This is a genomic window from Nostoc sp., assembly GCF_054880495.1.
Genome location: NZ_JBTYKD010000048.1, coordinates 1 through 26,868, shown reverse-complemented (window position 1 = coordinate 26,868; position 26,868 = coordinate 1). Strand labels below are relative to the sequence as shown.

At 43.6% G+C, this 26,868-nt stretch carries 28 protein-coding genes; 11 read left to right on the top strand and 17 right to left on the bottom strand.

Features of this window, described 5'->3' with window-relative positions:
• Positions 1–53: 53 nt before the first annotated feature.
• The 5 genes from ACYTXL_RS05350 to ACYTXL_RS05330 form a co-directional block, all read right to left on the bottom strand.
• Positions 54–446: a CHAT domain-containing protein gene (locus ACYTXL_RS05350; protein ID WP_461923794.1), complete on the bottom strand. Its 393-nt coding sequence runs from the start codon at positions 444–446 to the stop codon at positions 54–56.
• 99 nt (positions 447–545) lie between these two features.
• A complete protein-coding gene (locus ACYTXL_RS05345) occupies positions 546–701 on the bottom strand; it encodes a tyrosine-type recombinase/integrase (protein WP_461923793.1) in 156 nt (51 codons plus the stop codon).
• A complete protein-coding gene (locus tag ACYTXL_RS05340; RefSeq protein ID WP_461923792.1) occupies positions 698–940 on the bottom strand; it encodes a tyrosine-type recombinase/integrase in 243 nt (80 codons plus the stop codon). The genes ACYTXL_RS05345 and ACYTXL_RS05340 overlap by 4 nt, the downstream gene beginning before the upstream one ends.
• A 356-nt stretch (positions 941–1,296) precedes the next feature.
• On the bottom strand, positions 1,297–2,736 hold the full coding sequence (locus ACYTXL_RS05335) for a DUF4335 domain-containing protein (RefSeq protein ID WP_461923791.1): 1,440 nt from the start codon (positions 2,734–2,736) through the stop codon (positions 1,297–1,299).
• Positions 2,733–3,359 (bottom strand): DUF3038 domain-containing protein, encoded by a 627-nt coding sequence (locus ACYTXL_RS05330; RefSeq protein ID WP_461923790.1) that lies wholly within the window; start codon positions 3,357–3,359, stop codon positions 2,733–2,735. The genes ACYTXL_RS05335 and ACYTXL_RS05330 overlap by 4 nt, the downstream gene beginning before the upstream one ends.
• 450 nt (positions 3,360–3,809) lie before the next feature.
• Here ACYTXL_RS05330 and ACYTXL_RS05325 point away from each other — a divergent pair, with 450 nt between their 5' ends.
• The 3 genes from ACYTXL_RS05325 (at position 3,810) to ACYTXL_RS05315 (ending at position 5,756) form a co-directional block, all read left to right on the top strand.
• Positions 3,810–4,328 carry an adenine phosphoribosyltransferase gene (locus ACYTXL_RS05325; protein ID WP_461923789.1) on the top strand — a complete coding sequence of 173 codons (519 nt, stop codon included), beginning with the start codon at positions 3,810–3,812 and terminating at the stop codon, positions 4,326–4,328.
• A gap of 32 nt (positions 4,329–4,360) precedes the next feature.
• On the top strand, positions 4,361–5,407 hold the full coding sequence (locus ACYTXL_RS05320) for an ABC transporter permease (RefSeq protein ID WP_461923788.1): 1,047 nt from the start codon (positions 4,361–4,363) through the stop codon (positions 5,405–5,407).
• Positions 5,408–5,474: 67 nt separating this feature from the next.
• The gene (locus ACYTXL_RS05315) at positions 5,475–5,756 is read left to right on the top strand and encodes a hypothetical protein (RefSeq protein ID WP_334691509.1); all 282 of its coding nucleotides are present in this window, start codon (positions 5,475–5,477) and stop codon (positions 5,754–5,756) included.
• An 80-nt stretch (positions 5,757–5,836) separates the two neighbouring features.
• On the opposite strand, the gene ACYTXL_RS05310 is transcribed toward ACYTXL_RS05315, so the two are convergent.
• From ACYTXL_RS05310 to purL, 3 genes are all read right to left on the bottom strand, one after another.
• Entirely contained in the window at positions 5,837–6,403 is a 567-nt protein-coding gene (locus tag ACYTXL_RS05310; RefSeq protein ID WP_461923787.1) for a Uma2 family endonuclease, read from the bottom strand.
• A 237-nt stretch (positions 6,404–6,640) separates the two neighbouring features.
• Entirely contained in the window at positions 6,641–8,140 is a 1,500-nt protein-coding gene (gene purF, locus ACYTXL_RS05305) for an amidophosphoribosyltransferase (RefSeq protein ID WP_461923786.1), read from the bottom strand.
• Between the two features lie 383 nt (positions 8,141–8,523).
• Positions 8,524–11,118 carry a phosphoribosylformylglycinamidine synthase subunit PurL gene (gene purL, locus ACYTXL_RS05300; protein ID WP_461923785.1) on the bottom strand — a complete coding sequence of 865 codons (2,595 nt, stop codon included), beginning with the start codon at positions 11,116–11,118 and terminating at the stop codon, positions 8,524–8,526.
• A gap of 145 nt (positions 11,119–11,263) precedes the next feature.
• Between purL and ACYTXL_RS05295 the strand changes: the two genes are divergently transcribed.
• Positions 11,264–11,461 carry a DNA-binding protein gene (locus ACYTXL_RS05295; RefSeq protein ID WP_461923784.1) on the top strand — a complete coding sequence of 66 codons (198 nt, stop codon included), beginning with the start codon at positions 11,264–11,266 and terminating at the stop codon, positions 11,459–11,461.
• The gene (locus ACYTXL_RS05290; RefSeq protein WP_461923783.1) at positions 11,461–11,856 is read left to right on the top strand and encodes a type II toxin-antitoxin system death-on-curing family toxin; all 396 of its coding nucleotides are present in this window, start codon (positions 11,461–11,463) and stop codon (positions 11,854–11,856) included. The genes ACYTXL_RS05295 and ACYTXL_RS05290 overlap by 1 nt, the downstream gene beginning before the upstream one ends.
• Positions 11,857–12,439: 583 nt before the next feature.
• On the opposite strand, the gene ACYTXL_RS05285 is transcribed toward ACYTXL_RS05290, so the two are convergent.
• The gene (locus tag ACYTXL_RS05285) at positions 12,440–12,925 is read right to left on the bottom strand and encodes an allophycocyanin subunit alpha-B (protein ID WP_292791003.1); all 486 of its coding nucleotides are present in this window, start codon (positions 12,923–12,925) and stop codon (positions 12,440–12,442) included.
• A gap of 248 nt (positions 12,926–13,173) precedes the next feature.
• On the opposite strand from ACYTXL_RS05285, the gene rlmD reads away from it, so the two are divergent.
• Together rlmD and ACYTXL_RS05275 are read left to right on the top strand one after the other, a co-directional pair.
• A complete protein-coding gene (gene rlmD / locus ACYTXL_RS05280; RefSeq protein WP_461923782.1) occupies positions 13,174–14,580 on the top strand; it encodes a 23S rRNA (uracil(1939)-C(5))-methyltransferase RlmD in 1,407 nt (468 codons plus the stop codon).
• A gap of 395 nt (positions 14,581–14,975) precedes the next feature.
• Positions 14,976–15,425, top strand: coding sequence for an ATP-binding protein (locus ACYTXL_RS05275; protein WP_461923781.1), 450 nt, complete (start codon positions 14,976–14,978; stop codon positions 15,423–15,425).
• 48 nt (positions 15,426–15,473) lie between these two features.
• Here ACYTXL_RS05275 and ACYTXL_RS05270 read toward each other — a convergent pair whose 3' ends face one another.
• Positions 15,474–15,752, bottom strand: a complete 279-nt coding sequence (locus tag ACYTXL_RS05270) for a DUF6439 family protein (RefSeq protein ID WP_461923780.1) — start codon at positions 15,750–15,752, stop codon at positions 15,474–15,476.
• A gap of 44 nt (positions 15,753–15,796) precedes the next feature.
• Here ACYTXL_RS05270 and ACYTXL_RS05265 point away from each other — a divergent pair, with 44 nt between their 5' ends.
• The 3 genes from ACYTXL_RS05265 to ACYTXL_RS05255 all read left to right on the top strand — a co-directional run bounded on the left by ACYTXL_RS05265 (position 15,797) and on the right by ACYTXL_RS05255 (position 18,989).
• Positions 15,797–16,159 (top strand): sll0565 family protein, encoded by a 363-nt coding sequence (locus ACYTXL_RS05265; protein WP_461923779.1) that lies wholly within the window; start codon positions 15,797–15,799, stop codon positions 16,157–16,159.
• An 88-nt stretch (positions 16,160–16,247) separates the two neighbouring features.
• Positions 16,248–17,639 carry an asparagine--tRNA ligase gene (gene asnS / locus ACYTXL_RS05260; protein WP_461923778.1) on the top strand — a complete coding sequence of 464 codons (1,392 nt, stop codon included), beginning with the start codon at positions 16,248–16,250 and terminating at the stop codon, positions 17,637–17,639.
• A gap of 945 nt (positions 17,640–18,584) precedes the next feature.
• Complete coding sequence (locus ACYTXL_RS05255) at positions 18,585–18,989, top strand: hypothetical protein (protein WP_461923777.1); 405 nt, start codon at positions 18,585–18,587, stop codon at positions 18,987–18,989.
• A 187-nt stretch (positions 18,990–19,176) separates the two neighbouring features.
• Here the strand turns inward: ACYTXL_RS05255 and ACYTXL_RS05250 are convergent, their stop codons facing one another.
• Both ACYTXL_RS05250 and ACYTXL_RS05245 read right to left on the bottom strand, forming a co-directional pair.
• The gene (locus ACYTXL_RS05250; RefSeq protein WP_292790970.1) at positions 19,177–19,368 is read right to left on the bottom strand and encodes a hypothetical protein; all 192 of its coding nucleotides are present in this window, start codon (positions 19,366–19,368) and stop codon (positions 19,177–19,179) included.
• A 431-nt stretch (positions 19,369–19,799) separates the two neighbouring features.
• A complete protein-coding gene (locus ACYTXL_RS05245; RefSeq protein WP_461923776.1) occupies positions 19,800–20,405 on the bottom strand; it encodes a DUF3318 domain-containing protein in 606 nt (201 codons plus the stop codon).
• A 229-nt stretch (positions 20,406–20,634) separates the two neighbouring features.
• On the opposite strand from ACYTXL_RS05245, the gene ACYTXL_RS05240 reads away from it, so the two are divergent.
• Entirely contained in the window at positions 20,635–20,895 is a 261-nt protein-coding gene (locus tag ACYTXL_RS05240; RefSeq protein ID WP_292790964.1) for a hypothetical protein, read from the top strand.
• Positions 20,896–21,025: 130 nt separating this feature from the next.
• Here ACYTXL_RS05240 and ACYTXL_RS05235 read toward each other — a convergent pair whose 3' ends face one another.
• From ACYTXL_RS05235 to ACYTXL_RS05215, 5 genes are all read right to left on the bottom strand, one after another.
• Positions 21,026–22,654, bottom strand: a complete 1,629-nt coding sequence (locus ACYTXL_RS05235) for an iron uptake porin (protein ID WP_461923775.1) — start codon at positions 22,652–22,654, stop codon at positions 21,026–21,028.
• A gap of 126 nt (positions 22,655–22,780) precedes the next feature.
• Positions 22,781–23,407, bottom strand: a complete 627-nt coding sequence (locus tag ACYTXL_RS05230; RefSeq protein ID WP_461923774.1) for a Crp/Fnr family transcriptional regulator — start codon at positions 23,405–23,407, stop codon at positions 22,781–22,783.
• Positions 23,408–24,063: 656 nt separating this feature from the next.
• Positions 24,064–24,732 carry a phosphate signaling complex protein PhoU gene (gene phoU / locus ACYTXL_RS05225; protein WP_461923773.1) on the bottom strand — a complete coding sequence of 223 codons (669 nt, stop codon included), beginning with the start codon at positions 24,730–24,732 and terminating at the stop codon, positions 24,064–24,066.
• Between the two features lie 28 nt (positions 24,733–24,760).
• Positions 24,761–26,080, bottom strand: a complete 1,320-nt coding sequence (locus tag ACYTXL_RS05220) for a sensor histidine kinase (protein ID WP_461923772.1) — start codon at positions 26,078–26,080, stop codon at positions 24,761–24,763.
• 53 nt (positions 26,081–26,133) lie between these two features.
• The coding region (locus ACYTXL_RS05215; RefSeq protein WP_461923771.1) for a response regulator transcription factor at positions 26,134–26,868 on the bottom strand (735 nt) is incomplete at its 5' end.

Below are 26,868 nucleotides of genomic sequence, written 5' to 3'. Positions count from 1 at the left end.
TAAAGGATTGTTCCGGAAAGAGTCAGGATAAGTCGTGATTTTTGAAGCCAGTTTTAAGTAATTTGGGAGAGCGATTTAGATGCGTTTACCCTGATTGCTTCTGCTGTTTTAGATGAATAACAAGCATTCAGTAATACACATTTCACAGAATCAGTGTGCAGCTTGAACAATGATGCTAATCCCGTAGGAGATACTGGTTTGTGGTTTCCTCCATCGTCTTCCAAGAGCAAACTGCCATCCTCCAAGCCATGTCCACAAAAATGAACAATAGAGGGACGTTCCTCTGCAATTGCTCTACGGATATCTTGGGTGCGTACAGCAGTCCTAATTTTAATCTCAAATAAATTCCCTTTTACTGCACGTCGTATAGCTTCCTCTATCTCCCGAATTTCTCTATCCAAACGCAATCTGTCGGGTAGTGCTGCCAAAATCAAAATTTTCTCCATTACCTAAGCTTTCCCCGCTTGAGTTGATTTCATTTAACTGAATGTCTCATTTATGATTACTTTTTGATTGAGTAGGGATAAATCGCTATAATCAAAATTTTATAAATCACCCCAATCAAAATTCAGGAACCGTCGAGCATTCAGCTTGGTATATTTTTCAGTATGTTTGATATCGCGGTGTCCCAAAAAATCTTGAATTTCTCTAGTGTTATAACCCTGATTCACCAGATAGTACCCGCAGGCATGGCGCATCATGTGACAGTGAACTTTGATATGATATCAAGCCCAGCCTGTGCTGCCAGTCGCCCAAGCAGCTTTCGCACCGCATCAGTAGACATCACCTCACCGCGTTCGGAAACGAAAATGTATTTGCTCTCAGGCAACATCTCTCTAAGTTCTTTGAGCAAAACTAATTCATCATCTCTCAAGGGATACACCCCTGAATCGCTGCCCTTTTCCCTGGTGATGAAAATCGGGGTATGAGTAGCATTCACGCAGAAAACCGGGTTAAGAGATATTACATAAGCAATACAAGCATTTTTAGAAGCTGAAACCCTTATTTTATCGTTGAGTAGTGACTCGACGATGAGCAGAGCGTCAATGACCTTGGTTATCAGGAGAATCTTTATCTAATAAGGCTTTTGAGCTTAACTCGGTTTTCTGTTCCGATGATATTCATACCCCGGAATAGGGAATAGAGAATTGGGAATAGCAGCAACTTAATTCTCTTCCCCATTCCCCATGCCCCTCAGGAGTGCTGAGTTAGGAGTTATTTTTCTCCCTCATCCCCCTCATCCCCCTCATCTCCCCATACTTCGACTTCGCTCAGTACAAGTTCCCCATTCCCTGATTACTGATATCCCTGCCAAGGAGTGACTTCCAGCGTACCGCTAGGCTTGAATATCATTTCAAAGTGGGCGAGAGGTTCTTTATTGTTGGGGGCTGCTACATTGGAACCGTAGATAGCGTTGAACATCTTCGGAAGCGGTGTTTCTCGGAAATAGTCAAAGGCGACTTGGTTGAGTGGTTCATAGTCAGCAATTACACCATCTTTGTTAACCGCTACCCGATATTTTAAATCTCGCGTAAAGGTGGGGGTGCCACTCCAGGTTTTGCGAACTGCATTATAAAGCTTTTGGTTTAAACCTTTGACTATATTAGAGTCAGTAATTTTTGCGCCGAGTACCTGTGGTGTACTAGCATATCCCCGCCAAGGGCTAACTTCTAGTACACCTTGTGTATTAAACACGACTCGGAATTGGGCGATCGGTTCATTGGAAATGGGAGCGCGGTTAGCAGGATTGTAAAGTAGGTTAGGCAGAGGAGTTTGCCCTACTCTTAGATTTGCCTCTTTATTCAACGCTTTATAACCAACGATCGCTCCATCCGCAGCTACACCCAAACGATAAATTAATTCCTCGTTCAATCCTGAGCGATTAGTCCAAGCTGGATGAATTTGGTTGTATACTTGGCGATTCAATGCACGTAACTGGGATGGATCGGTAATTTCTGGAACTGTATTTAAAAGTGCTTCTAAATCTTTAACTGCTGGCTTTGTACTAGCTGTGGGTGTTGCAGCAGTGATCGGAGTTGCAGCAGCAATCGGAGTTGCATCTGCTGATGCTAGAGGCGTGAGGCTTTTTGTTGTAGAGCTACTTTGATCATCTGGTTTAGGCTGAGGTGGACGCATTTGGGGAGGTGGAATCAAGTTAAAAGCGATCGCTGCTACTGCTAAAGTTGATACTCCCACAGCCGCAGGAACGGCTTGTCTGATCAAAGCTTGACTAGCACCGCCATAGCGTCTGGTAACTGGTTGTAGTTCTAAAGAAAGTTCTGGTAAAGTTTGGCTATCAGCAAAAAACTGATCGACTGCTTCCACTAAATCAAACAACTGCACCGTATTCAAATCTATTTCAATCGGCGGACGTTTGGAATTTTTAGAGTGAGACTCGAACCCCTCTGGAGTACCTTCTGAATGTATAATTAACCTGTGTCGGTTGCTGTCAACTTTCTGAAACTCTACTAGCTCCGATTCCTGGTTGTGTGCTTGCGGATTGGGTACACTACTTAAAAATTCTTGGGCGTAACCACTAACAGCCCTCACCAAACTTTCAAAAAATTCCCGCCCTCCGGTTAGGGGTTGATTGTAACCAGATAAATAGCATTCTGCATTTACCAATATTGATAATTCCGGGCGCATTTCCTGGAACTGTGCAGCCCTAGTGACATCACTTAACCCTTCTAAAAGCAGTGTACAATTAGGTAGACTGTACTTACGTTGAATATTCATTCCACTTCACCGTCAAATAAACTAATCCAGAACCTCTGCATTCCAGCTGTACCCGTACAAAATAGTAATTGTCCTAACAAATTTATTGCTAGCTCATCTAATTTTTCATCAGAACTTAATGCCAGTAAACCAGAACGTCGAGTATTCATCCGGCTTTTAAAATGCGCTCTAAACCGCTCTAAATAATTAGATAGGCGCAAATTCTGTTCTAATGGAATCTGCTTTTCTTCCATTTGTTGACAGATCATTAGTAACTGGCGGATGACAACAGTTAAACGCCGCGCCATGTAGCAAGCAATGACCACCAGAGCTTTTGCTTCCATAATAGTTAAGGGACGGCGCATGTGCGCTCTTCGTAGCGGGTTAGAGCTACGCATCCGCCATAAATTCACCCTGTCTTTCACAATTCCTTTCAGATCCAATTCTTGAGCAAAAGCCAGGATTGCTTCCGAACCACCAAGCTCTAAAGCTTCAATTGCCAGTAAAATTAGGTCAATTTGCAACCGCGTTCTTCGAGGACACGTCTTGGAAGCGATCGCCGGATCTGGTAAAGTGTCCAGAATCGTCGGCAGTGAATCTTGGGTTGGACTGTTGAACGGCGTTAAACTTGCTGAGACATTCATTCTATAAATACCTTGTGCGGTTCCAACAGATTAGATAAAACAAATTTCAGATCGGTAGTGAGTAGCCAAGACTTGAACATTAGACTTGTAGCAGTAGCATGACTACCTGACATATACATTAGTTAACTCTTTCTACTCAAAGATTTCCCTATATTGAAATCAAAGTTTTAAAACATCAGTTAATTCACCTCATTTATTAGTGCAATACCTTTTCTAGCTTGGTTTAGATTCTAATTATCGTCAATGAAGGGCGAAGCTTCAGCCTCGACTCCCAGCGTATGACATTATAGTGTACGATTTTTCAGGTATCTGAAATTGGGCATTGGGCACTTGTACTGAGCGAAGTCGTTGGTGCAGCCTCTCGTAGAGAAGTATTGGGCATTGCTTATTAATTGATCTCCCTCATCTCCCCCATCTCCCCCATCTCCCTTATTCCCCATGCACTTTTTTATGGATTTGAAGTCTCTCGTTCGTGACATCCCAGATTTCCCCAAACCCGGAATTTTATTTCGGGATATTACTACACTGCTGCGCGATCCAGAGGGACTGCGCTATACTATTGACTTTTTAACACAAAAATGCAACGAAGCTGAAATAACGACGGATTATGTCATCGGTATAGAGTCGAGGGGATTCATTTTTGGCTCACCTCTGGCTTATAAATTAGGAGTTGGTTTTATTCCCGTCCGCAAAAAAGGTAAGTTACCAGCAGAGGTTCATTCAATTGAGTATCAACTAGAATATGGTACAGACTGCCTGGAAGTACATCAAGACGCTTTACCCCAAGGTAGCCGAGTTTTGATTGTGGACGATTTGATTGCCACGGGTGGAACTGCCAGTGCAACAGCAAAGTTGGTGCAGAAAATTGGCTGCGAACTGGTGGGGTTTGGGTTTATTATCGAGCTACGGGATTTACAAGGGCGAAAATATTTGCCGGACGTGCCGATTATCTCTCTAATTGAATATTAGTCATTGGTCATTAGACAAAGGATAAAGGACAAATGACATCTACGAGAATTTCTTTGGAGACAGGTCGGGATTGGCTAATCAGGCTAGTCACGAGCGAAACTTTTGTTTATGTCGCAAAGCGGCTATTGCAGGCACTACTGACTTTGTTTTTGGCGGCAGCGTTGTCGTTTTTCATTATTCAACTCGCTCCCGGTGATTATGTAGATACGCTGCGGCAAAACCCGAAGATATCTCCAGAAAGAATTGCGGAAATTAAGCGGCAGTTTGGTTTAGATAAGTCTTGGCCAGAGCAATTTTGGCTGTGGCTATGGCGAATCTTCACAAAAGGGGATTTTGGCACGAGTTTTATTTATCAACGTTCAGTGGCATCGCTTTTGTGGGAACGGGTACCAGCGACTTTGCTATTAGCGATCGCATCTTTAATTGTCACATGGGCGATCGCTATCCCTCTAGGAATCTTTGCTGCTGTTAACCAAAATAAGCTAGCAGACAGAATTTTACAGGTAATTAGCTACGCCGGACAAGGCTTTCCCACTTTCATCACTGCCTTAGCACTGCTAGTTTTTGCCCAAATCACCTCGCCCTTATTCCCAGTGGGTAGCATGACTAGCATCAATCACTCAGAACTGTCGTGGTTTGGCAGATTACTAGATATCGGTTGGCACATGATTTTACCGACGATCGCCCTCTCAATTACAAGTTTTGCTGGTTTACAACGGATCACTCGCGGCGAATTATTGGATGTGCTGCGTCAAGATTACATCCAGACGGCTCGTGCCAAAGGTTTGCCAGAAAACCGCGTCATCTACGTTCATGCACTCCGCAACGCCATAAATCCCTTGATTACCTTATTGGGTTTTGAATTAGCTGGTTTATTAAACGGTGCCTTCATTGCGGAATTTTTCTTCAACTGGCCCGGTTTAGGGAGGTTGACTCTACAGGCTTTACAAGCTCAAGATTTATATTTGTTAATGGCAAGCTTGGTAATGGGCGCAGTGCTGCTGATTGCTGGTAATTTAATTGCGGACTTAATGTTAAAAGCAGCCGATCCACGCATTCGCCTAGAAAATCTCAATTAGTCATTTGTCATTAGTCATTTGTCATTGGTTTAACCTCATCTCCCTCACTCCCACCATCCTCATTTCCATGCTGTCCGAAGTCTATTACTTGGTGCGCTCTAAAACTGACGGTAATTATCTCATAGCTCGTCCTGATGCCGAAACATCAGGTTATTTATTGCTGTTTCAGGAAAACTTTGATGCCCTTAGCTATCTCAACACCCATGCGGCAGAAGTGGCAAACCGTTTTGCTGTGGAATCTATTGCGCGTACACAGTTAGGAAACTTGCTCAAACGCTGGGGTTTTAGCGGTGTGGGTATTGTGACTGACCCCTTATTGCCCAAAGTTGAGTTTTTACAGCACAGTTAAGCTGTACTTCGTCAGAGTTATGTTTTGTCTGAGAAGGAAAATCGGGAGATGCTACTGAAAAGCGATCGCGTGCTAATTTGTTAGGTAAATAATTGTGCGCTCGCACAAGTAAAATCAGGCAATATCGGTGAACTCAATTCATCACCATTGAACAGCGTAGCAACTAACTTTAAACTCACTTGTTCACGTCGATAGACTTCCACCTGTTGCTTGCGCCAATCCACAATCCAATATTCTCTGACACCTCTTGCTGAGTAAAGCTTTAGTTTAAATTCCCTGTCCCGCTTTTCATTTTCACTACCAGCAGATAGCACCTCTACAACCAGTTCTGGCGCACCAGTCAAATGCCCTGCCTCGTCTAAAAGTAGGGGCAATCTCTCATTGCTAGCCCAAACAACATCAGGAATCACATTATCATTATCGCCAAAAATTATGCCTGGAGCAGGTACGACCTGTCCCAAAGAAGTAGCTTGTGACCAAGTATCCAATGGAGCAATAATTCTGGCACAAGTTTTTTGATGATTCCAGTGAGGCGCTCTGGTAAAAAACAATTCTCCGTCGATAATTTCATAGCGGTTCCCGTTATCTGGAAACAATTCTAAGTCGGCGGTAGTCCAGCGCACTCTCTCAGTTGTCGGCTGGTTCATAAATCATCTCTATTAGAGTATTTACCTATTTTAGCCTGAGTGGAAATGGGACATTAGTTAATAGTGAGGAGTGAGGAATGAGGAATTAGGAGTTATTATTCACTCTATGCTCCCCTCATTCCCCAGTCCCTAGTTCCTAGAACAGTACGGCGTAAATAAGCCACCCATTTTTAATGGCTGAAACCCTTGCTAAAACGTAATTACGAATTACGAATTATGCAAAGCGGTACTAGCCCCCTACACCACTATCTTTTCTAAGATCAGCTTAGAACGCTTCACTTGCTGAGGAATTTCTACGGGATAATCTCCAGTGAAGCAGGCAGAGCAGAAACTATTGGTGTCTTCTCGTGTCGCTTCTAGCATTCCCTTCCAACTCAGATAGGCGAGGCTGTCTACTTCCAGTTGCTTGGCAATTTCCGCTACTGACTTGGTAGCAGCAATTAGCTGATCCTGAGAATCGGTATCGATGCCATAGAAGCAGGGATGAGTTACAGGCGGAGAAGAAATTCGCATATGTACTTCTACTGCACCAGCCTCACGCAAGGTTTTAACCAGTTTACGGCTAGTAGTACCCCGTACAATCGAGTCGTCTACGATGATCACTCGTTTACCCGCCAGCACATCTTTAAGGGGGTTGAGTTTCATGCGGAGACCTGACTCGCGCATCGCTTGGGTTGGTTGAATGAAAGTTCGCCCAACGTAGCGATTTTTAATCAGTCCTTCAGCGTAGGAGACACCAGACGCTTGGGAAAATCCGATCGCAGCAGGTATACCAGAATCAGGAACACCAAAGACAATATCGGCATCTACAGGAGATTCTTGAGCTAATTGCCGCCCTAACCGCATTCGGTAGCTGTACAAACTCTCGTTGTGCATGACGCTATCAGGGCGGGCAAAATAAATCATCTCAAAGATACACAATTTCCGCTCGGACTTTTGACTCCAATGATAGGAAGCTAAACCTTCTTCAGTAATCCAAACTAATTCCCCTGGTTCTACGTCTCGCAGGTATTCGGCTCCAATGATGTCTAAACCACAAGTCTCCGAAGACAAAACGTAACGGATTAGATTACCAGCCAAAGTGCCAATTACTAGGGGGCGAATCCCATTGGGGTCACGGACACCCATGACACCACTGGGAGTGCCAATAACTAAACTAAAGGCTCCTTGGCAACGGTGAAATGCCTGAATAGCACCTTCTGGCCAATCTTCGCCAGCATTGACGGCTTCTGCGATCGCAAAAGCGATCATTTCTGAGTCTGTTGTTGTGACTAAGTTACATTTATTCTCAAGCAACTCTTGACGTAGTTGCACTGTATTGACTAAATTACCGTTATGCGCCAAAGCTAATGAACCTAAGCGAGTTTCCACTACTGCGGGTTGGGCATTAACTTTGCGGCTAGAACCTGTGGTGGAATAACGAGTGTGACCAACAGCAAGGCTACCGGGCAATTGATCCAAGATGGATTCATTGAAAACTTGAGACACCAAGCCCATATCTTTGTGGAGATGTACTTGTGTTCCCTCAAAGGTGGCAATACCAGCTGATTCTTGACCCCGATGCTGGAGGGCATACAATCCAAAGTAGGTCAGTTTAGCAACGTTTTCTTCTGGGGCGTAGATGCCAAAAACACCACAAGCTTCTTCTGGCTTGTCAGACTGATTTTCATGACTATTGATTGGGTTGTTGGTCTGATCGGGGTATTCATCCGAAGTGACAGAATGAATAGAAATCATGCTAGCTTTGCTCCTGGTGGGGGGGTCAATCAATTTTGGATTTTAGATTAACGATAGCGGAGCGTTAGCGAGTCCGCGAGCGTCTTTTGGATTGATCGTCGCACCATAGTAGGGATGCGGCTTGGGATTTGAGAGTGGCTATTTGAGATTTGTTTCGCCCACTAGGAGCAAAACATGAACCAGAAGCAACGCCCTCAATCCAGAATCTAAAATTCAAAATCTCAAATCGGCAGTCAAGTCACTGGGATTATGTGGATAGATGGTGGTAGAGTTCTTAACAAATCTTTAACCATCTATTAAAACAGTACCGTAATTATGCTCAGAGACGCTAATAAAAGAGTTAGGAGTTAGGAGTTATGCTTTTGATTGCTAACTCCTTACTTTCAACTCCTAACTTCTTTGGCGGTAGTAGTGGGGATGGCGAGACGCCTGGCGATCGCATGGGAATAGCGATCGTTTATATCTTTGATACTAACTTTGATTAAGGCTTGGTTATCAGTGGTGAAAACCCCCAAATCCGTCTCAAAATTAGCAACAGTACCTAGTTTTTGCCACTCTTGACCGAGATGTTCCTGTAAATATGATTCCCAAATTTCTTGTTGTGCTGATGCTACAGAAACTAAAATTCTGGCACCACCTTCGCCAAATAGCACCTCATCGAGGCGAGGCAGTGCGGTCTTCTCCCAAGGGGAGATGCCAAGGGCGATGGGGTCTCCCCAAGTAGAGCAACTGCCTTGGTTTAACTGCGTTGGTGCTATTTCTAAGTTGATTTCGGCACCAAGGTTGCCAGCAATACAACATTCAGCTATTGCGATCGCCACTCCTCCCTCAGCACTATCATGGGCTGAACGTACCCAACCATTACGAATTCCTTCACGACAAACTTTCTGGACACGGCGTTCTAAGTCAAAATCTACCCGTGGCGGTTTTCCGGCAACAGTACTGTGGATAGTGGCTAAATACTCAGATGCTCCCAAACTGATTTTGGATGCCAGAGGCAATCCCAATAAGTAAATTACATCGCCGGATGCTTGCCAACCTTGACCACAAATTTTGGTTATATCGGGAATCAAGCCCACCATACCCACAACAGGAGTGGGATAAATGGGTTGTGGGATGCCTTCGGAATCGAGGGTTTCATTGTATAAAGAAACATTTCCGCCTGTGACTGGTGTCGCCAATTCTCGGCAACCTTCCGCCAAACCGCGACAAGCTTCTGCCAATTGCCAGTAACCAATCGGTTTTTCTGGCGAGCCAAAATTCAGATTATCTGTCACCGCCAGAGGTTCTGCACCCACACAGCTAAGATTGCGTGCAGCTTCTGCCACCACTGCCTTAGCTCCTTCGTAGGGGTCAAGATAAACATAACGAGGATTGCAATCTACCGTCGCCGCAACTCCTGATTTTAAATTTTGGACTTCGGCTACGGTTCCGTCGAGCGACTTGTGCTGAGCGCAGTCGAAGTAAGTCGAGATGCTCAGTCCAACCATTTTAGATTTTAGACTTTCCTGCGGAACGCTACGCGTAGCTTGCAACTCCTGCGGAGTACGGCTTGGCTCAGTCGAACGATTGGGGATTTGTTCTAGGGGGCGCAAACGGATAACAGCTGCATCTGCACCACCTGGGAGTATTACTGTATTATTTTGTACTTGATGGTCATACTGACGATATACCCAGTTTTTAGAAGCGATCGTGGGTGTATCGAGCAAAGTTAAGAGAATATCATTCCAGCTTTGCAGCCCTCCTTGGAGTTCTATACCAGCAGTTGTGCAATCAGGTAAGGAATCAGCAGTCCATTCCCAAGCTTGACGTGCATATTCTGGGGGTTCTGTCAACAACTCCCGATGATATAGTGGGGTATTTTCCGCCAAAGCTTCAGCCGGAATTTCTGCTGCTACTTCACCCTGGAAGAAAATCCGCACGATCGGTTCAGCGATGACTGTACCAGCAACAACGGCTTGAAGTCCCCAACGCTGAAAAATATCGATTAACTCTTGCTCACGCCCCTTGTGGGCAACGAACAGCATTCGTTCTTGAGATTCCGAAAGCAGATATTCATACGGAACCATCCCCGTTTCTCTGACGGGAATCTTATCTAAATCTAGTTCAATTCCCACACCGCCTTTTGCCGCCATCTCTGAGGTAGAACAGGTGATCCCCGCCGCTCCCATATCTTGGGCGGCGACAACTGCACCTGTCTTAAACGCCTCCAGACAAGCTTCAATTAACGACTTTTCCAAAAATGGATCGCCCACTTGCACAGCAGGGCGGTTATCGATTGACTCATCGCTTAATTCTGCACTAGCAAAACTCGCGCCTCCCATACCATCGCGCCCAGTGGTGGAACCAACATAAAGCACGGGATTGCCTAAGCCAGATGCTCCAGATTTGACGATTTCTGCTGTTTCCATCAACCCTAGTGCCATCACGTTCACCAGAGGATTACCAGAGTAAGCAGAGTCAAAGTAAACTTCGCCGCCAACGGTGGGGACTCCAACGCAATTACCATAATGTGAAATTCCTGCCACTACGCCTTGGAACAGCCTTTGAGTTTTGGCATCTTCTAGGGAACCGAAGCGCAGGGAATTTAATAAAGCAATGGGACGCGCACCCATTGTAAAGATATCTCTGAGAATGCCTCCTACTCCCGTTGCGGCTCCCTGAAAGGGTTCGACTGCTGAGGGGTGGTTATGGGATTCAATCTTAAAAGCTAATTGGAATCCGTCACCCAAGTCTACAACACCAGCATTTTCACCAGGTCCTACGAGGATGCGATCGCCTGTCGTGGGAAACTGTTTTAATAGCGGTCGTGAATTTTTGTAACAGCAATGCTCTGACCACATCACCCCAAACATTCCCAGTTCGGCTTTGTTAGGATGACGCCCTAACCTACGGACAATTTCTTCATATTCTTCTGGCTTTAAACCTTCTGCGGCGATTTCTTCACCGGAAAAGGCTGGTTTTGAGGTTGCAGTCATGGAAGTAATGCACTCTGGGGGGACAGAGCATTATTCTATCGATTTCTTAGTCACTCTCGAAATAAGCTTATTGAGGGGATTACGCCTAGAGGGTTACATTTTTCTAGTGCTAAAGTGATCGTATCTTCAAGCTTCCTATTTGATCATGAACACCATTACCATCAAAATTCCCGATGAGCGTTTGTTGAAGCTGCAAGAAACCGCCAGTAACCTTGGCGTATCAATAGAAGAATTAGTGCTAATGGGTATTGAAGAAGTACTAAATAAACCAAACGTATCTTTCAAAGGTGCGATGAATTACGTACTCCAGAAAAACACTGAACTTTACAAGCGGTTGGCGTGATGCGCTATCTCACCCTAGAAGAGGTGTTGGAACTCTATCATCATATAGTTGAGCAGTCAGGTGGATCGGCAGGTATTTCCAATATGGGTGGATTGGAATCAGCGATCGCTCAACCACAAATGACATTTGCTGGTGAGGAACTTTACCCTACAATAGTTGAAAAAGCTTCTGCCCTTGGTTTTTCCCTAATTAAAAATCATCCTTTCATCGATGGTAATAAACGCATTGGTCACGCGGCGATGGAAGTATTTCTAGTGTTGAATGCTTTTGAGATTAACGCAGCACTGGATGAACAAGAGCAGGTAATTTTACAAGTTGCATCTGGTGAGTTAGGACGAGACGAATTTACCGAATGGCTTCGGAATCAGATAGTACCAAAGCCAGATTTTCTATAATTCATGTGAAAATAGGTTTGTGTTTAAGCCATGCCTACGGTGGTAACAGAGCTTGCCGTTGGCGTAGCCTCTCGTAGAGAAGTGCGGCAAGCTACGCACTTATACTTTCGTATAAATTGAAGCGCGATGTTTCCAGATAACTTCCCTACGTAATCTCAGTGCAATTCCTGACACCATAACTTACAGATATCTACTGCAACTTAGAAATTATTCTAGTATATACAGTTTAGCTATAACAATAAAGTGACGAGAATCACACGTATGTATGATTAGGATCATCTCGCTGCGATCGCTAACTAGGGATAATTAATGATAACTGAACTCTAGCCGAGTCATTAATAGGGAACACACTTAATTGCCGACAGCCTTAATCAAGGACTGTCGGTTTTTTGTATCTACGTGTGATTTGTCAATAAAATTTCCCCACAACTGGTTGATAACTTGACAGAGATTTTGCCACAGCCACTACCAAATGTGGGGAAGGTATGATCAAATTGGGGATCTTATGCCTATTGAGCGCTAATATCTTGCACTGATTCTAGTAGATCGGAAGTATACTCCTAGAAGCACCACACACTTTGTATTAAGACATCGCTTGAATGATGTAATCAAAGTAGGGTGCTGCTTGGGCAGCGTCTTCTGCACTCAGTAAGCTAAGGGAGGCTGTTTTCAGCGAATTCATCGCTTCTACCATTCCAGTTACGGGAACGCCCAATGAATTGTACATTTCCCGCACACCAATCAAACCGATTTTTTCAATTGGCTCTTTGTCGCCGGCAAGCACGCCATAAGTAATTAGACGTAAGTACCAGCCAAAATCACGGATACATAGAGAGCGTTGACGTTCCCCGTAAGCATTACCTCCGGGGGAGATAAAGTCAGGACGCTTTTGCCAAAGTTGTTTGGTTGCTTCCTGAACTATCTTTTTTTCGTTTTCGGCTAAGGTAGCCGCAATCCGCGTCCGTTGTACACCGGTTTGCAAAAAGTCTTTGATGTTTTCAAGTTCGCCACTGCTGGGATAACGCAGTTCGTCGTCGGCTTGGAGAATAACTTGGCTAATTACAGTCATGATGATTGAAATCACCTGAAATATTATTTATCTGTTAGTTTAACGAGTCGGAGGTACACAAGTGAAGAGATAGGAGCTACTTATGTATTGAATTTATCTGTTTGGGGGGAGTGGGGAAGATGGGGGCGATGAGGGGGACGAGGCAGACAAGGGAGACAAGGGGAATGACCCATGCCCCATGCCCCATGCCCCATGCCCCATGCCTCATGCCCAATGACCAATGACTAATGACCAATGACTAATGACCAATGACTAAAATAATTTGGCAACAGGGTGAATTAATTGAAGTGACGATCGCTAATCTGAGTGATACAGGTGATGGTGTGGGACGCGCTGATGACCGTGTAGTGTTTGTCCCGGATGCTGTACCAGGGGATCGCGCGATCGTCCGCTTGGTACATGTTAAACCCAAATACGCCCACGGTAAGCTCCAGGAGATATTGTCACGATCCCCCCACCGGATTAGACCTAGTTGTATTGTCGCTGACAAGTGCGGTGGTTGCCAGTGGCAGCATATTGATTATAATAACCAGCTAGCAGCAAAGCAAAATCAAGTTATCCAAGCTTTGGAACGCATTGGCGGTTTTCTTCAACCACCAGTTGATCCGGTACTAGTTGCCCCTTTTGCTTTAAACTACCGTAACAAATCTACATATCCTCTAGGCACATCGGCAACGGGACAGGTACAAGCTGGATACTACCAAAAAGGTAGCCACCAATTAATTAACTTAAATCAATGTCCAGTCCAAGACTCACGATTAAATCCTTTATTAGCCGAAGTTAAGCAGGATATTCAACAACGGGGTTGGCAAATTTACGACGAACAGCGTCACCAAGGGAAAATTCGCCATCTTGGTTTACGCATTGGGCGACACACTGGGGAAATCTTGCTGACTTTGGTGGTGAAGGACTGGAATTTATCAGGAATTGAAACTCAAGCCCAGGAATGGTTAAAGCGCTATCCGCAGTTAGTGGGAGTGTCGCTCAATCGTAATAGCGATCGCACAAATGCTATCTTTGGATCAGAAACCCGTTGCATCGCTGGAGTACCATACCTGCGTGAAAATTTTGCTGGACTGGAATTTCAAGTGCGCCCAGATACATTTTTCCAAGTGTATACAGAAACAGCAGAGGCACTATTGCAGGTAATTCAATCAGAACTCAATCTTCAAGGGCATGAGTTGCTAGTTGATGCCTACTGTGGTATTGGGACTTTAACTTTACCCCTCGCGAAAAAAGTACGTATTGCCACAGGATTAGAAGTGCAACCAGCAGCAGTAGACCAAGCTATTTTGAATGCCCACCGCAACGGAATTGATAATGTCACATTCCAAGTTGGGGCAGTAGAAAAATTGCTCCCAAAAATGGGCACAGTACCAGATGTAGTAATACTCGATCCGCCACGTAAAGGGTGCGATCGCGCGGTCATCGACACTTTACGGCAATTGAAACCATATAGGATCGTTTACGTCAGCTGTAAAGTAGCTACCCTCGCCCGTGACCTGAAATTGCTTTGTCAAGATGAGCAATATACCATCACACGGGTACAACCTGCTGATTTTTTTCCTCAAACTGCTCATGTTGAAGCTGCCGCCTTTCTTGTGCTATCAGATTTGAACAAGGGTAGTAATTCCTTTAACAAAACTGAAATTTGAAATTTTTAGTCTAGTGCATACTAAAGATGCTAAAATTAAATTAAGCTAAAAATAGAAATTCATTTTGTTTAAAGAAATTCAAGTTGCATAGGCTCTTAAAAATGTGAAATTGGATTGTGTAAATTCCAGATCGGCAATTAACTAGAGTATGCCAATACTCTATTAAATTACTAGCATCTTTTTAAGTTGCTGACTTCACTATCAAACTTATTGCAGCCGCTATATATCTAAACAATCCCAACTCATAGATAAAGCCAATGCTCTGCTCCCTAGCATTTTCAAAATTTAGTTTTAAAGACGCAAGTTTGAAGGCAGCATGACCACCTCAAGTTTTATCAGGGTGCCTGTAATAGCAAACTGATGTCTAGCTAACTGAAAGCTATGGGGTTTCTCTTGTGATTACTATTTCACTCCGTCCAGTTGGACGCTATTGGGGCACTATTAGTTTTGCCTCAACCCTCTATCTTTGTCCAATATTAGATTTACTGTTGGCAGAAATTCCAGCAAAGTTACAAGCCGAATTGCGGCTAGGACTTCAAGAAGCCCTAGTAAACGCCGCTAAACATGGCAACAATCTTGATCCAAGTAAAACTGTTGTAGTGCGTTTTTCCTTAATAGATAATCAATATTGGTGGATCATATCAGATCAGGGTAGCGGCTTTACTCCTTCATCTAGTAGTGATGAAGAGTCAACAGACTATCTCCCACCAGATGAGGCAGAAAGCGGTCGTGGTTTGTGTCTTCTCTATCAAATTTTTGATCAGGTGCAGTGGAACCGCAAAGGCACAGAATTGAGGCTTTGTAAACAAATGGAAAATCGCCGGGGATTATCTCTGCGGCGATAAGGTATTTAGGAGTTAGGAGTAGAGACGCGATTAATCGCGTCTCTACTCCTAACTTTTTCCATGACTCGGACAGGGAGGGGCAGAAATAGACCTATCTAACCAACCTACTGCTTGTTCTAATCTAGCTTGAGCTTCTTGGGGCTGATTCTTTAAAAGATACACAATAGCTGCTGCCACTTGTTCATTAGCGCGGGAATTGCGGTTAGACTTGAGGCGATGCCAATCGTTAGGGGAGATACTCAGCCTTTCCATGAGGACTTGAGCTATTTCCAAAGTACTAAGTTCATTCAGTTGACTGGTTTTCGGCAGCTGGGTAGATTGAGACATGACTATTGGCACATTTGCATTTACTTCTACTTTACTACTTGTAAATGAAGCCGCCAAAACAATCGCAAACGCCAGGGGAAACTCCAGAAGCAGATTTTGAACAAGAACTGGAAGAAGTGGAGCGATCGCTCCTGTCCTTAAAAGAACGTTATGATCAAGTGCAACGCGATCGCCAACAACAGGCACAATGGCAACAGCGCCGGGATCAACTGAAGCACAATAAATCTCAGACACCAGATATCAAAGCAGAGTTATGGCAAATTCAACAGCAGTTGGAAATGCTAGAACTAAACTTAGAAAGCCAGTTATTTTCTTGGCGTAGCTTCAAAAAACCTTTCTGGCAAGCCGTCCGCTTTGGCGGAATGGGCGTTATCATCGGCTGGATATTAAAGTCTTGTGCTGAATAATCCCAATTTGGGATTTTAGATTGAGTTAACTCGTTAAGATTCTTTAATATCTCTACTCCCTACGTTGACGAAATATAAATTGCATAATATGGTAAATCGACGGATTGCAGAAATATTGCGAAGTGGCCAACCTGACGAGTCCCTCCAAGTTCAAGGCTGGGTGCGGACGAAACGCGATTCCAAAGGGTTTGCTTTTATTGAAGTCAATGACGGCTCATCACTAGCTAATTTGCAAGTCGTGATTAATCAGGATTTGCCAGACTATGAAGCTATCTTGAAAAAATTGAATACGGGTGCTGCTGTCGAAGTGACAGGGGTATTAGTGGCTTCTCTTGGTAAAGGACAGCGAATTGAGTTGAAAGCCGAGACAGTGAAAGTTTACGGAGAAGCTGATCCCGATACATATCCCCTGCAAAAGAAACGCCATTCCTTTGAGTTTCTGCGAACCATTGGACATTTGCGATCGCGGACTAATTCCTTTGGTGCAGTTTTCCGTGTCAGAAATGCTTGTTCGACAGCAATTCATCAATTTTTCCAGGAAAGAGGCTTTTTGTGGGTACACACACCCATCATCACTGCTAGCGATTGTGAAGGTGCGGGTGAGCTCTTTAGTGTTACCAGTTTGGATTTAAAAAATATTCCCCGCACAGAAAATCAAGCAGTAGATTACACTCAAGACTTTTTTGCTAAACCCACATATTTAACAGTTAGCGGCCAGTTGGAAGCGGAAGTTATGGCAATGGCGTTTAGTAACGTCTACACCTTCGGACCTACCTTCCGTGCAGAAAATTCCAATACTTCCCGCCACTTAGCAGAATTTTGGATGGTTGAGCCAGAAATGGCTTTTTGTGACTTAGAAGGCGATATGGATTTAGCTGAGGCGTTTCTGAAACACATTTTTAAATATGTGTTGGAAACTTGCCCAGAAGACATGGAATTTTTCAATGAACGCATTGATAAATCTGTGTTGACAACAGCCGAAAATATTATTAATAATCAGTTTGAACGCTTAACTTATACAGAAGCCATCAAACTTTTAGAAAAGGCTGATGTTAAATTTGAATATCCTGTGAGTTGGGGTTTAGATTTACAATCAGAACACGAACGCTACCTAGCTGAACAATTATTTAAAAAGCCTGCGATCGTTACAGATTATCCAGCGCAAATCAAAGCTTTTTATATGCGCTTAAACGACGATGAAAAAACCGTCCGCGCAATGGATATTCTCGCACCGAAAATTGGCGAAATTGTTGGCGGTTCGCAGCGAGAAGAACGTTTAGAAGTTCTAGAACGCCGCGTTTTAGCGCAAGGATTAAACCCAGAAGACTTGTGGTGGTATCTTGATTTGCGTCGTTATGGTACTGTCCCCCATGCTGGTTTTGGGTTGGGTTTTGAACGACTCGTGCAATTTATGACTGGTATGGGAAATATCCGCGATGTGATTCCGTTCCCACGTACACCGCAAAGTGCTGAGTTTTAGTTTACATTTTACGTCTGGCAATTGGAAATAGCCAGGTCTTTGACTATTGTGGATAAAGAGAAATCCAACAGAACATATTTCAATACGGTTCGTGACAATATATTAGAGTCATTGCCAGATAGTATTTGCGAATTGAAATTGCTGGAAGATATCGATATAAATAATAATCCCAAGTGGCTTGTGGGTTATATGCCAAGACATATCCGAAAGTTATTGGAGTAGAATCGCCGATACATTGTATAGCTCGTAGTAAGCGATTTATCGCTTATTTTATGCACTAAACTACCCACTATGTGTAAACAGATTATTAAAATATATTTATTATGGATAGTTCCCATGAACTCAGCACAAACACCTTTAGGCATTGAATCAACCCTACCAGAATTTGGCAAGGCCGCTATCAAAATCTAGAATTACCCTGGTTACGTTGGTGGGATAATCAGGGTAATTTGCTACAAATAGGATGGGAGCGATGTCTACGATGGTCACTGAGCTTTGTCGTTCGCGCAGCGTCTCGTAGAGAAGTGTGGGCTACGCCGGAGTACCGCTTGGCTGCTAAACTAAGAGAATTAAATATTAACCCCGACGAGTTAGTTTAATTATTTTGCCAACTACCTTTAGATAGATAGGGTAAACACTACGCGATTTCTAATGATAAATCGCTTGGTAGTAATGAAAAAATGCAACTTTCACATCGCAACATCATATTTAATTTATTTTGTCAATAGGTAATCTCTAGTATTGCCTAATAAATTAGTAAGGGCTTCTCTGGACTGAATCTATATTCATGCTTTCAGTAGATGCAGTTATGATTTTGGAAGTGCGATGATCTATATTAGAGAACAATAATTAGTTGCTGTTGTTCAGACGAAAAAATCAGATTTTATCGGACTCCAGCAACTTTAATTTTTAGCCAGTTGTTTGATGTTTTGAGAAGGTAACACAATGAATAATATCCTAAAGCGTACACTTTTACCCAGTCTCATGGCTGCAAGTTTAGCTGGTGTCACCTTAGTTCCCGCGAAACCGGCTGCTGCTGATGACCAAGTATTAAGAGATGCAGGTATTGGGGCTGTTACCAACGTGGTAACAGGAGCTGTTAGAGGACATGGTAGTGTATTAGGCAATGCTGTCAAAGGTGGTGTAACTGGCGCAGCGGTCAATGGTGCAAATGGTCTGAGAAACCATCGCGGTCGCCGTCACCGGAACCTTGGTCAAGATGTCGGAGTCGGGGCTGGGGCTAGCGCCTTGACTGGGATAATTACTGGCGATGGTAGACATACCCTTGGCAATGCTGTTGATGGTGCGGCTGTAGGTGGAGCAATCCATGTAATAACCAATGGCCACTAATTCGTAAATTCATCAGTTGAAATACTTCCAACGGTTAACGAACTTATCCCTCCCTAATTCCTCTATTTTCCTAAAAGGAGCAAACCCAACCTTCCTTCCCTAGTCAGGAAGGGAGGTTGGGGGGTAGATTTATATTGAGATATATGCCACCGTCAGGATCAGATGACGTTGTACTTAATAGTAAAGTCTAGCCCTTCAACGCCTTTCTAAAGTTTCGACGATAGGATTGATTTGTAATAAACAAAGCTGGCCATAGCAAAGATAAACCAATGCGATTGGTCAAAGTCGGATTAAAATTAGTCCGCCCGAACCCATTCCAAAACTTCAAAACGCCGCCTCCGTAAACCACTATCAAGCCAATAAAAATTAAGGTACTCATTCCCATCAACTCCGTTAGTAACTGACAGAATTTAAGTTAAGTTTTACCACACGAGGTAAGGATTTCATAAGCAACACCGAAGAAGGTATGACAAAACTCCACAGTTTTTGATATAGCGCTTCTCGGCCTTTGTGAGGTACAAGAACCCCACCCCAACCCCCTAAGAGTAACCGAGGAAGGGACTATGATATACCTCATGTGATTAGGAAACGCTATATCTAAGTCACTTAAACACACATTCTCTTATTCCAGTGTAGAATAGCCTCATGGATTGTAGCTAGTTTGAGGCTCATCTCTTGCAACTCTTCGCCTAATACTTTTCAAACATCCTCTTAGACTGAAATTTAGAGGTTTTGCGATCGCTGTCAAAAACCCACATAAAGACTTTTCACTTTAAATGTTGCTACAAATGGGCAGCAGAGACATTTATTCTACTTATCATAACTTTCTGGTATACCCACTGGTGATAAACCTGCGATCGCTCGTAAGTTTTGGCAACGAATCAACTCAGTAAAATTTAAACTGGAATGCCCTTCAATTTTAGCTACCGCTTCAATTGCAGATAACAGGTGCTGCGCTGCTTCTGCTTCGGAATAACCGCGCCGTTGTGCTATTTTAATTGCTGCTGCATCGGCATTTAACTCTGACTCTTGAGATTTATTAGTGCGCCAGATCCTCCAAGCGGCGATCGCACTTAGTCCCCCAGCTACGGCTACACCTACCACATCTGACTGTGCTACTTCCAAGAATCCGGCTACCAGTCCCGCCAGCACCACACCTTGATAAATGTCGGGTTTAAACCACTTCACCCCCGTCAACCAGCTAACCATCTGCAACAGCAGCAAATCTCGTTGCGGCTTTGTCAAGCGACACCACAAATCGAAATTAATATATATCGGTCGCGCCTGATTCCAGGGTTGGGGAAAGGAGGCATCAATCACTTTTGCTTGCTGTGGCTTACTAACAAGTTTTGTCGTCATCCGACCAGAAGCAGGCATCACATCTAACAAACGGCGAATTTCAACATTTGGCTCCATAAACTTAATTATTAGCCATAATCTGGATAGTAACTATTTTAGTTATCATTCGTGTTAATCTTTGATTTGTGAGATCCTCTCGCAGGATTTAAAAAAGCTGTTTTATAAGTGCAAACCGTCGTAAAATAAGATTTCTAAATAGAATAGACAAATTTGTCAGAATAGTGTCGTTTGACAGCGTTTTTCAATACTATTCCCCACTCCCCATTCCCTACTCCTTGTCCTAATCATGGACGCTTTTGTTCCTATCCCGCCTGAATGGACGAATAAAGCAACACACGCTTACGAGTTTTGCTGTCCTAGCTGCCGCTTGAGTAGCTTAGAAGCTGAAAAAGTTTGGCTAAATCGGCGATCGCCTGTACTTACAGAAGACCGTCGTCGCAAATGGCAAGAGTTCTACTACTGTCAGTGTGGTTCTGTCTGGTGGGCTTGGAGTAGCGATCGCCCCCCAAAAGATATATCCAATCCGCCAGATGATCATCCTACATAGCCAATTTTTTCAGATGAATGTGGATTTATTAATCTGCGACCATCCCCTAAATTGAAAAATCTAAACAAAACCCCACCTTTAAGCGGGGTTTTGTTTATCTAATTCTGAGCTTTATATTTCATCACCCATTTTAGAAGGTGAAAGTAGTACGTAGAGTGCCTATATATTCAGTGTCGTTATTATTGTTGTTCTCTGGATTGAAGATTACCAACACGCCAGGGGTGACTTGAATATTATCGGAAACCTTGTACTTATAAAGACCTTCTAAGTGATAAGATGTACCAGAGTCCAAATTACTACCGTTTTTTATGCTACCACCAGTAACTTGGGGTGCTTGACCAAAGATCAGACCCAAGACGTTGCCTTCTTTGCCAAAGTCTTTCAAAGCAAGTGTTGCACCGTAGTACCAAATTTCTGCATATTTACCCGCATTAGCACCAGTCTGAGCATCGGCAGTTGTATAACCTCCCCAACCACTGAGAGCCAACTTAGAGCCAAGTTGCAAGGTAGCCTCTGCACCGTAGTTGTCGGATTCGGTACGAGTGTTATTTCCAAAAGGATTGTTAGCAAAAGCACTGCCTGTACCTTGCAAAAGGTTATTGGCAACAGTATTACCTTGATAAGTGCGGGCGTAAGTTAGACCAATATTAAAAGCTTTGCTGGGTTGGAAAGATAACTGACCAAGGATCGCGTTATCACCTTCCAACAGCCCATTATTAACGGTAGGGTCGTTAGCAGTCCTAGCTAAATAAGCAGCGCTCAAGCTGACCGGGCCTTTAGGATTGAAGGTAAGAGTTAAACCAGCGCCACCGGCACCTTGACGATAAATGGGGCTGAAACGTCCATAGCGAGAAAGGGCACCTTTGGCTGAACTAGAAAAGTCAGGGTTGAAGTTATTCACATTCTCCCATAACTCTCCACCAGTCGCATCAACCTTGACACGCACTGCGTCGGTTAGGTTGAAAGCATAGTTGATTTTATCAATGCTAACGCTGTTGTTGCTGGGAGCAGCCACGTCATAGGCCAAGCGGGTCATGTTAGTACCGGTGATAGCAGCATTAGAAATAATGTTGCCAGCAGTCAAACGGATTTGCAACTGGTCTTGACCACTAAAACTGCTGTACAAGTTCAAACGAACCCGGTCAGCAAAAGTGGTGTTAGAATCCAAGTTTTGATTTGAATTACCAGCAGCAACTGCCCTATTTCCACCAAAAGCATCAGATATGTTGAAAATCGCCTCCCCAACCAACTTGGTGGTAGTAGAGAACTGATTGGCTTCCAGCTCAGAAGTGCGGGCTTCTAGTCCATCGACACGACCACGCAAGGTTGCTAGTTCAGCAGCAAATTCTTCCTGTAAGCGCTGTAAAGTAGCCAGGTCTTGTTTACTGACCATATCGGCAGTAGCTGTAGCAATCAGTTCGTTAACCCGATTTAGACAGGCATTCAAACCTGCGGCAAATTCATAACGGGTCAAAGCACGGTTCCCACGATAGGTACCGTTGGGATAACCTGCAATACAGCCGTAGCGCTCAACTAGGGATTGTAAAGCTTGGAATGCCCAATCTGTGGGTTGCACATCCGAAAATTGCGAAACTGATGTTACTTGACCAATGTCGTTAGGCTCTTGAGCTCCAGATAACTGGGAAACATTTGTTATTGGGTCGTTGACTTCAGCAGCTAAGGCGCTATTGGCAACGAAAAATGTAGCAGCTAGAACAACCGGACTAACCTTAAAAAGATTCCAGAATTGTTTTGTCATGTTTTTAGTCTCGCTCACACCTACTAATCCAATCATCGTAAAATACTTAAAATACTTTACTTTCAGGAATTTTACACACGTTCACAGCAATGATTATACCTATCTCCTGTGATAAATACAAGTCATTTAATATAATACTGAACCATAATTTTTAATTAATTTATTTGGTGAGAGCAAAATAATCCGGCGTTTGTGACGTAAAACTGTTCCTTCCGACTCCAACTGTTGTAGGAGGCGGGTAACTGTCACTCGTGTGGTATTTAAGACTTCAGCAATATCTTGATGGGTAACATTTAAATCAATTAGCTTGCCCTTATCGACATCACGTCCAAATTTTTCGCTTAACCACACCAAAAACTGCCATAAACGTAGCGAAATTGGTTTTCGATGCACAATGCTTAGTAGATCCTCTGCCTGTTGAATGTGAGACAATAAAGCATTAATATCTTGATGCCACAGATGAGGTGGCACAATGCTTATTTCCACGCCAGTGAGACATTCAATCTGGTATGGCTTGACTTTAGACAACGGATAACCAATCAGATCCCCTAACCCCCAATAACCGAGAGTGATAAATGTTCCGTCTTCACTCCAGGTTAAGGTACGAACTGCACCGTGATCAATACGCCAAAGTACGTCATTTTGAAGTGGAATTACTTCCCTACGAGTAAATATCTGCTGGGGTAATTGTCCGCTCAAAGCAGAGCCATTTGACACGGCAGAAGAGTTTGATCTAGGACTTGTGGAATACATGATTAACCATAACTACATAATTATCAGGGAATCTCGCTATTTACAATGATTAAGAAACTCTAATAATTTGTATAAAATTTTACCTCTATATCTGAAGGTGTATTTTTATGAATCAGAGCTAGGCTAACTCAAAATTTTTCATGGAAACAACTTCTGGTTTAAGAGGTTGTTTGAAAAGTTGTTGGCTGTGATTTTAATCGAATTATTACCCCACTTAATCCCCCCTTATGAACGAGGGAAACAAGAAAATCCGGTTCCCTCACGCCACTTGCTTCTCCCAAGGGGAGACGCTGTGCGAACAAGTCGGCAAAGGCTCCCAACGCAGTGGCTCCCGTTGATCAGGGGAGGGCTAGGGTGGGGTAAAAAATATTTGACACATCAATTATGACTTTTCAAACATCCTCTAAGGTATCTATCAGTGAGATAGCTCCAAAATTTTTTAGTTATTTATCCGTTACTTTAATTGTGCAAGTTTAAGAAGAGGTAAGCTTTTAGTAAAATATTTAGTTAACTTATTTTTAATTATTTGATATTTTCTGAAGACTCAGTATGTAGGCACAAATAATTATGCAGATAGTAGGGTGGAATGGCGCTTACTTATTAAGCTGGATTTCTCCGACTTCTTGAAGAAGTCGGGGATGTAGGCAGCACGTCAATTAAGAGCGTTGACCGGTGACAATATATGCTACCCTTTGACCGATATTAGTGGCATGATCTGCCATGCGTTCCAAACAACGAATTGCCAGTGCCAGCAGTATAATTGGCTCGACTACGCCTGGGACATCCCGTTGTTGGGCTAAAGTTTGATAAACGTGATCGTAGGCATCATCTACAGTATCATCAAGATGCTTTAAACGGCGTCCACCAGCTTCATCGAAATCTCCCAAAGCCTTTAAGCTAGTTGCTAGCATCGCCTGCGCGTGAAGGGACATGGCTTCAATTTCTGGCAAAGACGTATGAGGCGGATAAGGAAAAATTTTAATCGCAATCTCAGCTAAATCCTCAGCATAATCGCCAATGCGTTCTAAGTCTCGCACCAACTGCATAAAGGCACTCAAGCAGCGCAAATCTTGAGCCGTAGGCGATTGCAGCGTCATAATCACCGTACAGTCTGATTCTATTTGTCTATAAAAGCGATCAATCTTTTTATCTAATCGGGGAAGTTCCTCAGCTGCTGTTAGGTTACGAGCAAATAACGCTTGGTGGCTAAGGCGAAATGATTGTTCGACTAAAGCACCCATGCGTAATACATCTCGTTCTAAGCGCCTAATGGCGCGTGCGAGTTGAGGTCTTTGAGGATTGGGACTATAATCGATAGCTTTCACACTTGTTGTCTCAAAGGTGAAGATATTATCAACTATAGTCTTGGCTTAGGGAGTTTGCCATAACTTCATGAAATTGGAGTTGCATCCACGCACCACCAGTTTCTGGATGGTTCATCGCTTTGATTGAACCACCGTGGGCGATCAAAATTTGCTCAACGATCGCTAATCCTAATCCATTGCCAACGATCGCCCCTATGGAGTTACCATCTTGGGGAGAATGCGATCGCGCTTTATCTCCTCGATAAAATCGCTCAAAAACGTGGGGTAAATCTACCTCCGAAAACCCGACTCCAGAATCAATAAGATTTATTTCGATAATTTGAGAAGCAGCATCCCTCCCATTATTCGTTGAAAGGATTTTTGCTTGGACGTGAATACTTGTACCAGGAGGACTATACTTAATGCTATTGTCTAGCAAGTTGAGAAAAACTTGGTAAATACGGGCTTTATCTGCCTTAATCCACACATTTTCTGGGCCAGAATAAGAAAAAGACAGACGTTGATGCTGTGCCAAAGGTTCTAGTGTTTCCCAAACCGATCCAATCAGCGATCGCAATTCTACAGCTTTGACTTGCAATTGCATGTTTGGGTTTGCTTCCATTTGGGTAAGTTCTAACCAGCTTTGCACCAAGTTAATCAGCCGGTCAACTTCTTGCATTAGGCGGTTAACCCAGCGATTTAAAGGCGGTTCCAAGCGGTTTTGTAACGTTTCCACAACTAAGCGAATCGAAGTTAGCGGCGTTCTGAGTTCGTGTGCTAGATCAGAAAAAGAGCGATCGCGTACTTGATTTATATCTAATAGGGGTTGACGATTTTCTAAAAAGACCCCCACTTGTCCATTGGGTAAAGGCAAGCTAGACGCCCGCAAAGCCAGAGATTTTATTGTTGGCATCTCTGCGGCATCCTCACAAGATGGATGAAATACCCATTCTCCCGTCTGTGGTTTTTGCCGATCACGAGTTTGTTCAATTAAATGGTCAAGTTCGTAAGACCGTACCAACTCTAGTAACAAACGTACCTGTTGTGGTTGCCAATGCAGATACAAAATTTCCTGTGCCTGTCGATTACACCACAGCAGTTGATTTTCCTCATCCACTTGCAAATATCCCACTGGTGCAAAATTTAGCAGGTCTTGGTAAGTTTGCAACGACTGCTGCAAATCTTGCCGTTGCTGTTTCACCATCGCTATTTCCTGCCGCAACCCAGGAATCAGCAGCAGTCGCATCTTATAAAGATGCGACGTTAACGGTCGCAGTAAACTCTCCAGGTAGCGGTTAAGTTGAACCTGTTGCCAAACCCAAAACCCAATGCCTACCGCTAAACCCAGAAAAAATCCCAATAAGAGCATTTGAGTTGTTAGTTTCTTGGTGATTAATAAAAACTAACAACTATCTCAACTAATTATCCAAACCTATAGCCAAAACCTCGTACAGTCACAATATATTCAGGATGACTGGGGTCTTGCTCTAATTTTTCGCGCAACCAGCGAATGTGAACGTCTACAGTTTTACTATCGCCGACGAAATCTGGACCCCAAACCTGATCGAGTAATTGTTCTCGTGACCATACCCTACGGGCGTAACTCATAAACAGTTCTAGCAGACGGAACTCTTTAGGGGAAAGACTCACCTCTTGACCACGAACTAGTACGCGACATTCTTGGGGATTCAAGGTAACATCTTTGAATTTTAATACTGGTACTGGAGGTAAATTACTTAGGCGTTGGCGACGGAGTAAAGCCCGACAACGAGCCACTAATTCGCGCATACTAAAGGGTTTAGTCAGGTAGTCATCTGCTCCCACCTCTAACCCCAAAACGCGGTCAGTTTCACTACCCTTAGCACTGAGGATTAAAATCGGTACTGGGTTTCCTTGATGACGCAACAAACGGCAAATATCTAGCCCATTGATTTGAGGCAGCATCAAATCAAGAACGACCAGATCAAAGGGAAGTTCCCCTGAATTGGTTTCAAAACTTTTGAGATACTCTAAAGCAGACCGCCCATCGGGTGCAGTTATCACCCCATAACCTTCTTCTTCCAAGGCTACAGCTAGCATTTCCTGGATTAATTCTTCATCTTCTACTACTAAAATACGGCTGGTTTGTCCAATGTCCGTTCTGGCAGAATATTTGGT